This is a genomic window from Oceanobacillus sp. MO10714A (genome assembly GCF_037072045.1).
GTDB lineage: Bacteria > Bacillota > Bacilli > Bacillales > Amphibacillaceae > Oceanobacillus > Oceanobacillus indicireducens.
This window is the reverse complement of the sequence record NZ_JAXHDC010000002.1, coordinates 263,366-279,042: the sequence shown is the minus strand read 5'-3', so window position 1 is coordinate 279,042 and position 15,677 is coordinate 263,366. Positions and strand designations below refer to the sequence as shown.

At 40.4% G+C, this 15,677-nt stretch carries 10 protein-coding genes; all 10 read right to left on the bottom strand.

Annotated elements, in window-relative coordinates; genetic code table 11:
• The gene (locus tag SPD53_RS03800; protein ID WP_156856496.1) at positions 1–879 is read right to left on the bottom strand and encodes a 5'-3' exonuclease; all 879 of its coding nucleotides are present in this window, start codon (positions 877–879) and stop codon (positions 1–3) included.
• On the bottom strand, positions 880–4,515 hold the full coding sequence (locus SPD53_RS03795) for a dynamin family protein (protein WP_336251678.1): 3,636 nt from the start codon (positions 4,513–4,515) through the stop codon (positions 880–882).
• A gap of 206 nt (positions 4,516–4,721) precedes the next feature.
• Positions 4,722–6,251: an acyl-CoA carboxylase subunit beta gene (locus SPD53_RS03790; RefSeq protein WP_336251677.1), complete on the bottom strand. Its 1,530-nt coding sequence runs from the start codon at positions 6,249–6,251 to the stop codon at positions 4,722–4,724.
• A 22-nt stretch (positions 6,252–6,273) separates the two neighbouring features.
• A complete protein-coding gene (locus SPD53_RS03785) occupies positions 6,274–7,044 on the bottom strand; it encodes an enoyl-CoA hydratase (protein ID WP_336251676.1) in 771 nt (256 codons plus the stop codon).
• Positions 7,045–7,068: 24 nt separating this feature from the next.
• Positions 7,069–7,281 (bottom strand): acetyl-CoA carboxylase biotin carboxyl carrier protein subunit, encoded by a 213-nt coding sequence (locus tag SPD53_RS03780; protein ID WP_188857442.1) that lies wholly within the window; start codon positions 7,279–7,281, stop codon positions 7,069–7,071.
• A gap of 12 nt (positions 7,282–7,293) precedes the next feature.
• The gene (locus SPD53_RS03775; protein WP_336251675.1) at positions 7,294–8,649 is read right to left on the bottom strand and encodes an acetyl-CoA carboxylase biotin carboxylase subunit; all 1,356 of its coding nucleotides are present in this window, start codon (positions 8,647–8,649) and stop codon (positions 7,294–7,296) included.
• Between the two features lie 41 nt (positions 8,650–8,690).
• A complete protein-coding gene (locus tag SPD53_RS03770; protein ID WP_188857454.1) occupies positions 8,691–9,833 on the bottom strand; it encodes an acyl-CoA dehydrogenase family protein in 1,143 nt (380 codons plus the stop codon).
• 77 nt (positions 9,834–9,910) lie between these two features.
• Positions 9,911–10,513 (bottom strand): TetR/AcrR family transcriptional regulator, encoded by a 603-nt coding sequence (locus SPD53_RS03765; protein WP_336251674.1) that lies wholly within the window; start codon positions 10,511–10,513, stop codon positions 9,911–9,913.
• A gap of 115 nt (positions 10,514–10,628) precedes the next feature.
• Positions 10,629–13,082 (bottom strand): DNA topoisomerase IV subunit A, encoded by a 2,454-nt coding sequence (gene parC, locus SPD53_RS03760; protein ID WP_336251673.1) that lies wholly within the window; start codon positions 13,080–13,082, stop codon positions 10,629–10,631.
• Positions 13,083–13,150: 68 nt separating this feature from the next.
• Positions 13,151–15,106 carry a DNA topoisomerase IV subunit B gene (gene parE, locus SPD53_RS03755; protein ID WP_156856487.1) on the bottom strand — a complete coding sequence of 652 codons (1,956 nt, stop codon included), beginning with the start codon at positions 15,104–15,106 and terminating at the stop codon, positions 13,151–13,153.
• Between the last annotated feature and the right edge of the window lie 571 nt (positions 15,107–15,677).

The window sequence follows — 15,677 nt, the reverse complement described above, 5'->3', positions numbered from 1 at the left end:
CTATTTGGCACTTATTGCGAGCATCCGGTCTAAATTTTTAAATTCGAGCGATTCCAGTTTCGGTTCAATCTTTGTTCGATCAAATCTTTTCTGTGCCGTTTCCAGCTCACAAGAGACGGGTACATCACATTTAATTTCAGCAAGTTCCCTTGAAATGTGAAGCATCTCAAGATCGGTTTCTAATTTGGTACGGATCCCTTTTGTTAATTGATCCGTATTAGCTAGAAGTCCTTCAATGGATTGATACTCTTTAATTAATCGAAGCGCCGTTTTTTCCCCTATTCCTTTTACACCTGGGTAATTATCTGCGCTATCTCCCATTAATGCTTTCATATCAACGACTTGGTGTGGATATATCCCTTTTTTCTCAAAGAAGTTTTCTCTTGTAAACAATTCATAGTTCCCTTGTCCTTTTCTCATGATTGAGACGTGTATATTCTCATCAACTAGCTGAAGCATATCCTGATCTCCTGTTAGAACAATAACCTCGTGATCTGCTTGAAATAGACGAGCAAGCGTACCAATACAGTCATCTGCCTCATAATTTTCTAGACCGACATTTGGAATATTGAAAGCTTCGACGACTTCTTTAATTAAGTCAAATTGTGGTACAAGCTCTTCCGGGGGTGCTCCACGGTTTGCTTTATAATCTGGATAAATTTCATTACGGAACGTTTTGCTCCCCATGTCCCAGCAACAAATTACGTGGCTCGGTTCATACATGTCAACTGCATCAAGGAAATACCGTAAAAATTGATAAATTCCATTTGTTGGTATTCCTTCACTTGTTTTCATAAAGTTTCCTCGGAAGGCAGTAGCGAAAAATCCTCTAAATAACAATGCCATTCCGTCTACTAATAAAATCTTATTCTTTTCCATTTATATATCTACTCCTACCTTTTCTTCCATTATGAGTTTTTCCAACTGTTCTAGTGTTTCACCTAATCTTGGAAGTTCTGCTGGTGCTGCTAATATCGTGAAGTAATTAGAAACTTGTTGCTCCAGTCGTTGGATGGTTGACTCTTTCATCACCTTGATTAGTTCTTGCCACTGCTCTTTGTAACCTGAAACCATCCTCTCTTGATTTGCTTGGATAAACTTTTCAATTGATGGTAAAAGCATTTGATACAGTTCTTCTTTCATTGTTTCTTTTTCATTTTGTACGAAAAATGCTTTTGTTCCTTTATATTTTCCAATAATAGGCTGGAAGAGTTTCATTTGTATAGCTGGCATTTTCTCCTCATAATCCGGTGTATATAATTCATAATCAAACTGGTCCGGTAAAGCAAATAGTGAATTAATCTCCTTATTTCTTTTATGCATTGCCTGGTATACCTCATTTGCCAATCGTAATGTATGGCGTTCCATCCTTAAAGATACGGCTTGAAGTTCTTGATTAAGTTCAAATTGAATATATTCGATTAAGTTCTCTAGCGCATTCCTCAACTCGGAAGTAGCTTTTCTGCCATTTTCAGTAATTGTTGTTGGATTGAACATTTCCTTAAACATATCGTGATAACGAATACTAAGTCGCTCTATAACATAGTAGAGCTGCTTCTCAATCCGTTGCTCGAGCTGCTGCATATAGACATCCGTTTCATATGTGCGAACATATGTAGCGGCTTGTGTCTGGTCTTGTTTTATCCGCTCTTTTTGCTGCTCTTTATCTGCTTCATCAAGTGTGATAGAGGAAATATAGTGTTCCATTGTTTCATACGCTCGCCTCATATCCCATAAGGCACTATCAATTGTTAATGAAGCTAAGTCATGATGAATAAAGGAATAAAATTGGCTTTCAAATGCTTCCATTTGCCCGTTTAATGGAAGTTGTTTTACCTTCTCACTAAGCGACTGTTTACTAGATACTGGAAATAATCTGGCATTCCGAATCCCAAGTTTTGTTAATTCGTCTGTGACATAAGTCGTGACGAGCTGTAATTCCTCTTTACTTTCCGCAAGATCGGCAGCATTAACAATGAAAAACATTTTATCCAATTGAAATGCTTCTTTTACCCGGCCGAGTTGTAAAAGAAAATCTCGGTCGGCGCGTGATAACGCATGATTATAATACGTTACATAAAGGATAGCGTCCGCATGTTTAATATAATTGAATGCTACATTCGTGTGCCGGGCATTCACCGAATCCGCACCAGGAGTGTCTACTAAACTAATACCTTGTCTTGTAATGGGGCTATCATAATAGACATCGATTGCTTCAACGAAACAAGCCATCGTCTCATCTGCGACATAGGCGCCAAATTCATCAAAGGGGATTGTCCGCTTTTTCCCGATATATTCTTTATTGGCAATATAGCCTTTCATCATGGCGCGAATATAAGCTTGGTACATCTTATTTAAACGGGCATCTTCAGCAATATTCTTCTTATCAATCCATGTAAGCAACCGATCGAGGGTATCCCCCTTTGGAGAGAATTTATCCGTCATATCGGTTAATTCCTCATATAATTTCGCTTCCTGCTTCATTGTCACAACGACCGTACCGTGCGGGTATTCTTCTGTTATTGGATGGATGCGGTTGACAGTTGCCGTCGTTGGGTTCGGTGAAACAGGTAACACATTTTCTCCAATCAATGCGTTGGAAAAAGATGACTTACCAGCACTGAATGCACCAAATAGAGCAATCGTAAATGTTCGATTTTTAAGCCTATCTTGCTTCCTTTTAAGATCTGTTATTAAATCAGTAAAACCTGGGATTTTCTCCGTAAGCGTGATTGTCTGCTCAATCCGTTTCAGCATTTCTTCAGCTGACAGATTCGTAGGTTGTGCTTCTGCTTCCACTACTGCTTTTATCTCTGTCTTAGTTTCTTCCTGATTTTTTTCATAAATAGACTGCTCGGCGATAACAAATTTATCTTCTTTCCGCTTTACTTCAGTCAGCGTTTGTTCCCATTCTCTTTCATCGACACGCGGGAAGGCGAATACTTCATCTATTACGCTGATCTTGCTTTCCAATTCAGCTTGAATTTTATTGTATTTATCGATAACCTTCCGTACTTCTTCAAGACTTTCTGAAGATGTTTCTTGTTTTGCCAATGTTTCAGCATGCTTATCCGCTAGTGCTTGCTGGATCACTTCAAGAAGCTCTAAGGAGCGCCGCCTGAATTTAGCTTTAATATCGCTTGCGACGTCATTTGTATAATTTAATACATACTCCCCGTTCACTTGAGCGCCATGCTTTAATAACTTTTCAAAATCAGAGTGATCATAATTGATTGAGAAATTATTCACTTCTTCGATTAACGCTTGATCAGTCAGTGCATAGTCCTTCAGGAGCTGAACATATTTATCCCTCAGCTTCCATTGAATTGATGAGCGAATTGTTTCTTGGATTAATTGCTCAAATTCTTCTCTGCGGTTGGCCCTTTCTTCCTCGGTTTTCTTCTTGGATCCAAACAAGCCTACTTTAAAACTTGGTTGCTCGGCTTCAAGATAACTTTCAGCAAGATCACGTACTTCTTTCGGCATTAAATACGCATTTTGCAATGTTTGCTTTAATTCCGATTGAAACGTCTCTTCCAATTCTTCTGGCTCTTTCGCAAGATTTCTCATTAGTTCCTCAGCAGTTTCCATATGAGCCAACTGTTGTTCTACATCTTCATCCATTTCTATTTCGCTCTTTAGTTCATCATACTGCTGTTCCAGGAAGGATTTATGCTTCTCCATAACCTGTTTGACTGAGGCTTGAATATTGAAATGCGTGTCTCCTTCATTTTCTAGGATGGAAAACAATGTATTTTTTACCTTGTTGAATTCATTGATTGATAGCGAAGGATCATAAAGTGATGTATAAAAAACTTCGACAGGTTGAATATTCCAAGCTGTAAAGGTTTGCCTGATACTTTCTTTGAAACTGGCAAATGATAATTCCTTTTCATTATGTTTATCAATCTGATTAATTATTAAATAAAATGGGATTTGATTTTCTTGTAGTGATTGAAGAAAATACAAATTAACTTCAGATTGGACATGATTATAGTCCACGACATAAAACAGGACATCTACTAAGTGAAGTGCACTCTCCGTCATTAAGCGGTCAGCATCATCCGCAGCATCAATCCCCGGTGTATCCATTAGCGCTGCTTTATGTGGTATAATTACTTCTTTCGTACTGATTTCGATTCGCTTAATTTCATCTTTATCTGTTGAATAGGCCTTAATCATATCAAGATCGTAAGGTTCCTGATACTCAATAGGATCCCCTTTGGTAAAGAAGACTCTTGCCCAGCCCTCTCCAGATGTTAACTTAACAATATTTGCACTCGTTGGAATCGGACTTTTTGGCAAAATATCCTTTCCAAGCAGTGCATTAATCATGGATGACTTCCCCGCTGAAAAATGTCCTGAGAAACTGACGACGAGCTCCTTATCATGTAACTTTTGATACAACTCCAATATTTTCTTTGCATTTTCCTCATCATTATTTGCCTGCATCAGTTGATAAAGAGCTGCAAGCTGTTCTTCGTTCAACTCTGTTCCTGTATTAACCTGCACCATGAATACTTTCTCCTGCCCCTCTTAAAATAACGATTTTAATCTATTATACGTAAAAATCACCTATATTTCTACCGCTCCCCCTTAGTTAACATAATAAAGTTATCGTAAATTGAAAACTGGGGTCAGAGCATTTGTCCCATTTTTTAAATACACAGAAAAGAGAGCCTTAACTGTTTTGCAGTCAAGGCTCTTCTAATGCTATAAAATTAGACTGGATAAACACCGTGCTTTCTTTCTGTGAAGGTAAGATTCTTATCTTCATAGATTTCGTATCGTTTAATAAGCTCTTCCCGTAAGCGGTCCGGATGAATGATATCATCAACAACCATTTCTGATGCTAAACGATAAATATCAATTTCATCCTTATAGGCGTCCTGCTTATCTTTAATAAACGCATTTCTTTCTTCCTCAGGCAACTCAGCGATTCTTTTTGCGTGTACCGCATTCACTGCTGCCTCAGGGCCCATGACAGCAATTTGGGCATTTGGGAATGCAAGTACCGAGTCTGGTTCAAAAGCTGGCCCTGCCATCGCGTATAGACCTGCACCATATGCTTTCCTCACGATAACAGAAATTTTAGGTACCGTAGCTTCACTCATACTCGCGAGCATTTTTGCACCATGACGGATAATCCCTTCTCTTTCAACTTTTGTACCAATCATAAAACCTGGAACATCTGTCAAGAAAAGAAGTGGAATATTAAATGCATTACAAAGCTGGATGAATTTCGCAGCTTTATCCGCGGAATCTGTGAAAAGGACACCCCCTTTTACACGAGGCTGATTCGCAATAATCCCTACACTTCGGCCATTAATCCGCGCTAAGCCGGTAATCAATTCTTTCGCAAATTCTTTCTTTACTTCAACTAAACTGTCTTCATCGATTACCTGTTCAATTAATTCAATCATATTAAAAGCCGCATTCTGATTTTCCGGAACAATTTCTGTTATCGTCTTATCCGACGCTTTCACGGCTTTCTGAGCTGACTCAGGAGGCTTATTCCTAAAGTTCGGCGGGAAATAGCCAAGATATTTTCTTGCATAAGCTATTGCTTCTTCTTCCGTTTTCACAAGGACGTCACCGACACCGGAAACGGTACAATGCATTCTTGCACCACCCATTTCCTCTAAAGACACTTTTTCACCGATTACCTTCTCCGCCATTCTCGGCGAGCCAAGATACATCGATGCATTACCTTCGACCATTACTACAACGTCACAAAAAGCTGGAATATATGCTCCTCCTGCTGCAGATGGGCCGAATAATAAACAAAGCTGTGGCACCCTTCCAGATAGTTTTATTTGGTTATGGAATATCCTGCCCGCCCCTCTTCTACCAGGGAACATCTCGATTTGGTCGGTGATTCTTGCACCGGCGGAATCAACAAGGTAAATAATCGGAATTTCCAAGTTAAGTGCTGTTTCTTGAATCCGAAGTATTTTCTCAACGGTCCGTTTCCCCCATGATCCAGCCTTAACAGTCGAATCATTGGCCATCACACAAACATTTTGACCATTGATTTTGCCAATCCCTGTAACTACTCCATCAGAAGGTAAATCTCCGGCCATACAGTTGGCGAAAAAAGCATCTTCTATATCTAAATCTTCATCAAATAAAAGCTCTAAACGTTTCCGTACAAACAATTTCCCCTTTTCTGTGTTTGCTAGGTGATATTTTTCTTTCCCACCTTGTTTAATCGTTTCTACCCGTTGTTCTAGTTCCTCAATAAATGACATGTTCTAGTCCTCCCCCCAACTATTATTCCCCTTTATAAATCGGTTTCCGCTTTTCACTGAATGCTTGCAAGCCTTCTTTCCGGTCCTGAGTCGGTATCGTTTTCTGATAAGCAAGATGCTCGATTTCAAGTCCTGTTACGAGATCCGTTTCCGCCCCACGATTAATTGCAAGCTTTGCCTGTTCCAAAGCTACTGGACCATTGGCAGTAATTCTTTCCGCAATTTCCCTAGACTCGTTTATTAATTCCGAGCTCGAAACCACCTCATCTAAAATACCGAGCTTTTCCGCTTCATGAGCAGTAATTGATTGAGCGGTATAGATGAGACGCTTTGCCTTGCCGGACCCAATTAAGCGCGGCAATCGCTGTGTCCCGCCCGCTCCTGGAATAATTGCTAATGATGTCTCTGTAAGCCCAAGCTTCACATGTTCTGCAGCTATGCGCAGGTCACAAGCAAGAGCCAGCTCAAGACCACCACCAAATGCGACACCATTGAGTGCTGCAATTACCGGCATGCGCATGCTTTCAACTCGGTTCACTGTTTTACCGATATAGCGAACTGCCTGAACGACTTCCCGATCAGTCATCGTTTTCCGTTCTTTAAGATCGGCCCCCGCACAAAAAGCTTTCTCTCCCTTGCCAGTAATAACCGTACAAAAGCTTTCCTCATTTGCATCAACTGAATCGAGTACTTGATTTAGTTCATTTAACAACTCGGTGGACATTGCATTCGCTGCCTCAGGTCGATTTAAAGTAATGGTTGATACATGATTTTCTATATGAACTTCAATCATCCCGTTGCCCCCTTTTCTCCCTGATTATTCGATAATTGCAATTTCGTCTCCTTCATTAACAAAGTCCCCTTCAGCGACTTTCAATTCTTTGATTACGCCATCAGCTTCAGCTGGAATCGGGATCTCCATCTTCATTGATTCCAAGATAACGACATCCTCTCCAGAGCTAACAACATCCCCTTCGTTCTTAACAATTTTCCATACATTACCTGCCATACTTGCAACTATTTTTTCCATAATTGTTCCTCCCTACGATTTTTGGATTAATGGGATATAATAATTATCCACAAAATTAGTCGTTGTATTTCCTTGTTTAAATTGAGGAATCGCTACAGATTTCTCTAGCATTGGCAGATTCGTTTTGATCCCATCAATCCGATAATTTGCCAATGCCTGTTCCAAACGCTCAACAGCTTCTTTCCGTGTCTCTCCCTTTACAATCAATTTACCAATCATTGGATCGTAAAAAGGGGTTACTTGATAATTTTCGGTAAAAGCAATATCATGGCGGATTCCTTTTCCCTCAGGTAAATTCACGCTTGTTATGGTACCTGGGGAAGGGAAAAATCGTACCGGGTCTTCCGCATAAATTCTTGTTTCTATTGCGTGTCCATTCCGTTTAATTTCCTCTTGTTTAAACGGAAGCTCTTCTCCATTTGCAATCCGGATCTGCATTTCAATCATGTCGATGCCTGTTATTTCCTCTGTTACAGGGTGCTCGACTTGAATCCTTGTATTCATTTCCAAAAAGTAATAGTTCTCTTCTTCATCCACAAGAAATTCAATCGTTCCCGCATTCGTATAAGAAATTGCTTTCGCTGCCTGGACGCCAGTTTCTCCCATCTTTTTTCGCGTTTTCTCTGAAATAAATGGTGATGGAGCTTCTTCAATCACCTTCTGATTACGCCGCTGAATCGAGCATTCCCGGTCAAATAAGTGGACAGCATTTCCATACTCATCTGCAAGAATTTGTATTTCAATATGGTGCGCATTTTCTATTTTTCTTTCTAAAAACATGGAACCGTTACCAAAAAAATTCAATGCACGTTCGGAATTACTTGTAAATACTTTTCTAAGTTCTTCCTCTTCCCGGACGACTTGCATCCCGATTCCACCGCCGCCTGCAGCAGCTTTCAGCATAATTGGATAACCAATTTCCTTGGCAAACTCTACCGCTTGTTCTACATCGGTAATTGCCTTTTCTGTTCCTGGTACAACAGGTACGTTTGCCGCAATCATTGCATTCCGGGCATTTATTTTATCCCCCATTTGTTGAATAACTTCACTTTTAGGACCGATAAAACGAATCCCTTCTTTTTCACATCGTTGTCTAAATACGGCATTCTCACTAAAAAAACCATAAGCCGGGTGAATAGCATCGGCTGCGACCTTTTTAGCAACATCGAAAATCTTATCCATATTCATATAACTTTCATTAACTTGAGAAGCTCCTAACAAATAAGCTTCGTCTGCCGCTTTTACGAACGGTGCTTCTTTATCCGCCTCTGAATAAACAGCAATGGATGTAATACCAAGACGTTTACAGGTCCGAATAATCCGAGATGCAATCTCCCCTCGATTTGCAATTAGTATTCTCTTAATCATTGGCTGCCCCCTCTATTAGATTACTGATCTCAACGGTTATCCTAGCATCCTAGATATCTTGCAATAACAAGACGTTGAACTTCGGAAGTACCTTCACCGATTTCTAAAAGTTTAGCATCACGTAGATAGCGCTCTACTTCATATTCCCTCATATAGCCATATCCGCCATGAATTTGGATTGCCTGATCAGCCGTGCGAACTGCAGTTTCTGAAGCATATAATTTCGCAAAAGCTGCCTCCTTACCAAATGGCTTATCTTGATCTTTAAGCCAAGCAGCTTTATGAACCATCGTTCTCGCTAGTTCAACTTCCATCGCCATATCTGCCAGCTTAAATTGAATCGCTTGAAATTTAGATAGGGATTGGCCAAACTGCTTTCTTTCCTTTGCATACTCGAGTGCTTTATCTAAAGAACCTTGGGCTATCCCGACACCTAGTGCGCCAATCGATATTCTTCCTCCATCCAGCGTTGAGAGGAATTGCTTGAATCCTTTGTTTACTTCACCAAGGACATTCTCTTTCGGGACGATGACATGATCAAGGACAATTTCAGCGGTATCCGAACCTCTGACACCCATCTTATCGTAATTGCTCGTAATTGTAACGCCGGCAGTGTCTGTTGGCACAATAATCGAGGAAATAAGTTTCTTCCCATTCTCATCCTTGCCAGTCACCGCAGTAACGATTAAAAGCTTTGCAAAGCTTGCATTCGTTATAAAGCATTTTTCCCCATTAATAACATAGTTGTCACCTTCCAGCACGGCGGTCGTCATTGTACCACCTGCATCCGATCCCGCATTCGGTTCCGTAAGTCCAAAGGAGCCGAGCGCCTTTCCTTCCGCTAAAGGTTTTAAAAATTTCTCTTTCTGCTCATCTGTGCCAAAATAATAAAGCGGACTTGCACCTAGTGAGACTGCTGCAGCATAACTAAGCCCCGTACTGCCGCATACCCGGCCAATTTCCTCCACTGCAAGAGCATAAGAAACCGTATCTCCGCCAGAACCACCATACTCTTCCGGAAATGGAAGTCCAAGTAACCCTAATTCACCAATCTGCTTAAATATATCTTCTGGGAATTCCGCCTTCGTGTCAATTTCAATCGCCCGTGGTCGAATTACTTCTTCCGCAAAATCTCTCACCATTTTCCTAATCATCTCTTGTTCCTTTGTTAATTCAAAGTTCATCCGCCTATTCCCCCTTGTTTAACTTATGAAAATCAAGACCGACTGGTTGGTCGGTATCCTGGTAAAAAAATACTCCTCTAGGAAGTCCCATCTCCTATATGCCCATTCCGAGTGACAGCATGAAGAATCAAGTCTGTGTAGATATCGGCTATTTCATCAATGCGCTTTTCTCCATTTCGCTGGTACCATTTATATGTCCAGTTCACCATACCGAGAATAGCCATCGTTGTAATATCAACGGATAAATCTCTACGGAAATTTCCAACAGCAATCCCTTCTTCGATTACATTTTGAATAATTGTTTTAAATTTATTCCGTTTCTTTTTGACGATTTCTTCATGTTCCGCTTTTAAATAAATGCTTTCTTGATAAAAGACGGTTAAATGAGCTTTATAAATGTCGAATACATTTACAAAGTCTTTGATGATTAGTCTTAATCTATCCTTGGGTGGCACATTCTGTTCATTTGCTTTGATGGCTCGTTCCAAGACATAGGTGATGAAGATATCATGGATAACAAACAATAGTTCATCCTTCGAAGTGAAATGGTGGTAAAACCCTCCCTTTGATATGCCTGCAGCGTCTACGATTTGGTTTACAGTGACGCCGTGGAATCCGTGTTGTTCAAATAAACTTAATGATGCTTCGATAATCCGTTCTCTTAGATCCGTTGAATTCATCCTCCCTCCAATGGAAGCGTTATCAATACTTTATCATATAATTTAAAATTGATAAAGTATAAACGTTGGGTTCTTAAAAAGCCTAGAGAATTCTCTAGGCTTTGTCGTTATTATTTTATTCTTTTTCATCCTCAGCTTCGAAAGGTTTTTCGTAGGTGATTTCTTTCCAAGCTTCAGTTACCTCGCCGTCATGATCAGTGTCGATGACAAAGGAGCCGTTGCTGACGCGATCACTCATGGATAATTCAAGTGGATAGATCGAATGGGTAACTCCATTGGCCGTTTGAATGCTAATACTATCATTTTCATTAGCTGTAAAGAAACCTACGACGCGATGTGGCTTACTCTTCAATTCTCTTAACATATGGAGACCACGTTTCGCTCTCGTTGTTTTTTCGAACTCCGTAAGTCCCATGCGTTTCACAGCGCCCCGTTGCGTAACAAGGACTAAGGATGGGTCTGCCAAGTCTTCAAATATTTGACCACTTACAATGAATTCTTCGTCTCTTAAATTCATCGCTTTTACACCGGCTGTTCGCTGACCTGTCGGATTTACCTCAGATTCATGATACCATAGACCATATCCCGTATTTGACGCAAGGAAAATATCAGAATAACCGTTTGTTTCGTGGACGTCAATCAACTCATCGTCTTTCCTTAAATTAATTGCAATCATCGCCCGACCTTGTCGCTGGGTTTCATATTTGTCAAGCGCGGTTCGTTTAATCATTCCATTTCTAGTAAAGAAGACTAAATATTTCTTATCCGAAAACGCTTGGACTGGAATAACTCGCACCAGCCGCTCGTCTTCTGCAAGACTTGTAAAGTGTGAAATATGTGCCCCTAGATCCCTCCAGCGAATATCGGGGAGTTCATGGACAGGGAAATAAATAAACCTACCTTTAGTCGTAAATAAAAGAAGATGATCGGTTGTATTCAGCTCATAGAGACCGATTAGATAATCCAGCTCTTTCATTGTCAAATCATCATTATTCGAGGCACCATAAGAACGTAAACTCGTTCGTTTTAAGTAGCCATCCTTCGTAACAGATACAACTACATCTTCACTAGGAATGAGGACCTCGATATTTATTTTCAACTCTTCTATTTTTTCTTCCACTACTGTCAAGCGTGGTGATTTGAACTTTTTCTTGATTTCCCTTAAATCTTTTTTAATCGTCTTCATTAACGTTGCTTCACTAGCTAGAATTGCTTCATAGGATTGAATGTTCCGTTCCAATTCCTTTGCTTCATTTTCTAACTGGGTAATATCCGTATTCGTTAGACGATATAGCTGCAAATTAACGATTGCTTCAGCCTGAGCTTCGGTGAAGTCGAATGCTTTCATTAAATTCTTCTTCGCATCCCCTTTATCTTTAGATGAACGAATCATTGTGATTACTTCATCCAGGATGGAGAGCGCTCTAATTAGCCCCTCGATAATATGAGCTCTATTTTTCGCATTATTTAAGTCAAATGTGACTTGCCTTGTAACAACTTCTTTTTGATGGTTAATAAATGCGTCCAGTATTTGCTGTAAGGACATTAATTTCGGTGTCTTATCTTCAATTGCCACCATGTTGAAGTTATAAGAAACTTGCAGATCCGTATTTTTATATAAGTAATTCAATATTCCGGTAGCATCAGCGTCTTTTCTTAACTCAACAACTACACGCAAGCCGGTTCGATCTGATTCATCTCGGACCTCGGCAATGCCTTCTATTTTCCGGTCAATTCTTAGTTCATCAATTTTCTTCACCATTGCCGCTTTATTCACTTCATAAGGGATTTCTTCAATAACGATTTGCTCTCTGCCACCACGGATTGCTTCTATCTCCGTCTTTCCACGTACAATAATTCTTCCGCGTCCAGTTTCATAAGCTTTTTTAATACCGTCTACACCTTGAATGATACCGCCTGTCGGGAAGTCGGGACCTTGCATTACCTTCATCAACTGTTCAACAGTAGCTTGAGGCTTGTCCATCCGCATGATAACAGCATCAATGACTTCTTCCAAATTATGGGGTGGAATGTCCGTCGCATAACCAGCAGAAATACCTGTTGACCCATTCACTAACAGGTTAGGGAATTTCGCAGGTAGAACAACCGGTTCAAGAGTTGTTTCATCAAAGTTATAAATGAAATCCACTGTTTCCTTATCAATATCCCGAAGCAGCTCGGAAGCGGTTTGGGATAGTCTTGCTTCTGTATAACGCATCGCTGCTGGCGGGTCTCCGTCAATACTCCCGTTATTCCCATGCATTTCAATTAATTCCTCTTGCAGCTTCCAGTCCTGACTTAAACGGACCATCGCCTCATAAACGGAGGTATCTCCGTGAGGATGGTAGTTACCGATAACAGTTCCGACTGTTTTTGCAGCTTTCCGGAATCCTTTATCAAAGGTATTCTTCTCCATATGCATCGCATATAATATTCTTCTTTGTACTGGCTTCAATCCATCCCGAGCATCTGGGAGAGCCCGGTCTTGAATGATATATTTACTATACCTTCCGAAGCGATCGCCAATCACTTCTTCAAGGGATAGATCTAGAAATTTTTCTTGTTGCATCCGTTAATATCCCCCTCTTGGATTCATAGAGACATTGCTTCCTATTAAAAGAAAAACCACTATACACATTATTCTTTTCTTATTTTTTCATTTTCAATAATATTTGTTTCTTCATCCAAGCCAAATCTCACGTTCGACTCAATCCAATTTCGACGTGGTTCCACTTTGTCCCCCATTAGGGTTGTGATTCTTCTTTCGGCACGGGCAATATCTTCAATCGTCACCCGAATTAAAGTTCTTGTTTCCGGGTTCATCGTCGTTTCCCATAATTGATCCGCGTTCATCTCACCGAGACCTTTATAGCGCTGAACGATATAACCGTTTTTAAACGTATCTATTGCATCCTTCATTTCTTCTTCTTCCCAAGCGTAAACGACTTGTTCATTTTTACCTTTCCCTTTTGAAACCTTAAATAGTGGCGGCAAAGCAATAAATACTTTACCAGCTTCAATTAAATTCCTCATATACCGATAGAAAAACGTCAGTAGGAGTACTTGAATATGCGCCCCGTCAGTATCCGCATCGGTCATAATAATGATTTTATCATACTGAACATCTTCCAAGTCAAAGTCGCCACCGACTCCAGCTCCAATAGTATGAACGATCGTTGCGATTTCCTCGTTTTTAAAAACGTCTTCCAGCTTAGCCTTTTCCGTATTGATTACTTTACCTCTCAACGGCAGGACAGCTTGGAATTTACGATCTCTTCCTTGCTTAGCTGACCCACCCGCAGAGTCTCCTTCCACGAGGTATAATTCATTTTTCTGAGGGTTCCTAGACTGGGCAGGAGTTAACTTTCCACTTAGAAGTGCATCTTTTCTTTTACGTCTCTTCCCTGTCCGGGCCTCTTCCCGCGCTTTTCGGGCAGCTTCTCTCGCTTCTTTCGCTTTAATGGATTTATTAACCAGAAGTTTTGAAGTCTCCGCATTTTCTTCGAGGAAATATGCAAGCTGTTCCGATATAACAGCATCAACTGCTGAACGGGCTTCAGGAGTACCGAGCTTCGATTTCGTCTGTCCTTCAAACTGCAGCAAATTTTCCGGTATCCGGACAGAAACAATCGCAGTTAAACCTTCTCTTACATCCGTTCCTTCCAGGTTTTTATCCTTTTCTTTTAAAATTGAAGTTCTTCTTGCATATTCATTGATTGTCCTCGTAATTGCACTTCTTGCACCGAATTCATGGGTTCCTCCGTCTTTTGTACGTACATGATTCACAAAAGAAAGCATGCTTTCAGCGTACCCATCATTAAATTGGAAAGCAAATTCTACTTGAATCCCATTACTTTCCCCTTCAAAGAAGGCAACAGAATGGAGAACATCTTTCTCTTCATTCAAATAATCGACAAACGACTTCAATCCATCGGGATATTGGAAAACATCCTTCGTTTCTGAACGTTCATCTTCTAGTTCAATTTGCAGATTTTTTAATAGAAATGCTGATTCACGAAGTCTTTCAGAGATTGTTTCATAGTCATAAACTATTGATGTAAAAATGGATTCATCCGGTTTAAAGTGAATGATCGTACCTGTTCTCCTCGTTGGTTTTCCTTTTTCAAGAGTGCCAACCGGATTTCCGCCATTTTCAAACCGTTGAAAGTAGGTATAGCCATCTCGAAAAACGGTGATCTCCATCCATTCGGAAAGAGCATTCACGACAGAAGCCCCAACACCATGAAGTCCGCCACTCGTCTTATAGCCACCTTGCCCAAACTTACCACCTGCATGGAGAACGGTAAAGATGACTTCTACTGTCGGGACACCTGTTGCATGCATTCCGGTTGGAATACCCCTCCCTTTATCCGAAACGGAAATACTATTATCTTTATGTATCGTCACTTTGATTTCATTTCCATAGCCGGACAACGCTTCATCTACCGCATTATCCACGATTTCAAAGACGAGATGATGAAGTCCTCTTTCATCGGTACTTCCAATATACATACCAGGTCTTTTTCTGACCGCATCTAGTCCTTCTAATACTTGGATGGAATCATCGCTATATCGATTTGCTTGATTAGCCAATTTCTGATTTTCCCCTTTCCACCTGAAATCATTCACTGCTTTATTCCCTGCTAAACATTTTCTTTTCCTATATTATAATAGAACAAATGTTTGTAGAAGTAAATATAAACATTGCAATCATAAGCTTTCACTAAACTATCTTAACCTAAAAATAGAAAAAAATATACTGTAAGCATGATTTTCATTGCTTTCTTAATCCTAAAATACTTAACTTGCGCAGTCCGAAATCATTAGTAATCCTTTAATGTAATTAGTAATATCGGGAATTTATTATCGTTATTCACGCGCTTCAAAAACTTGTCCCGATGTCTCAACAGTTCCCTCCTAAAATCAACGACAAGAAATTACTTATCACTTCTATTCGGCGTAAGTATTTTGCTCGTTCACTAGGCTGGCTCTCTAATCGTGGTTCAGTTGCCCGGAGGACGAATGCGTATCCTAGGGATCTGCGCTGAGCCTCGACGCACAGTACGTGCTAATGCAGACGTTGCCACAGGACATTCCGAACGTAGTCTGCTTTGGAAGAAAGGCACTTCCTGCGGGGTCTCATCGTCTCCGCCTTCCCGCAGGA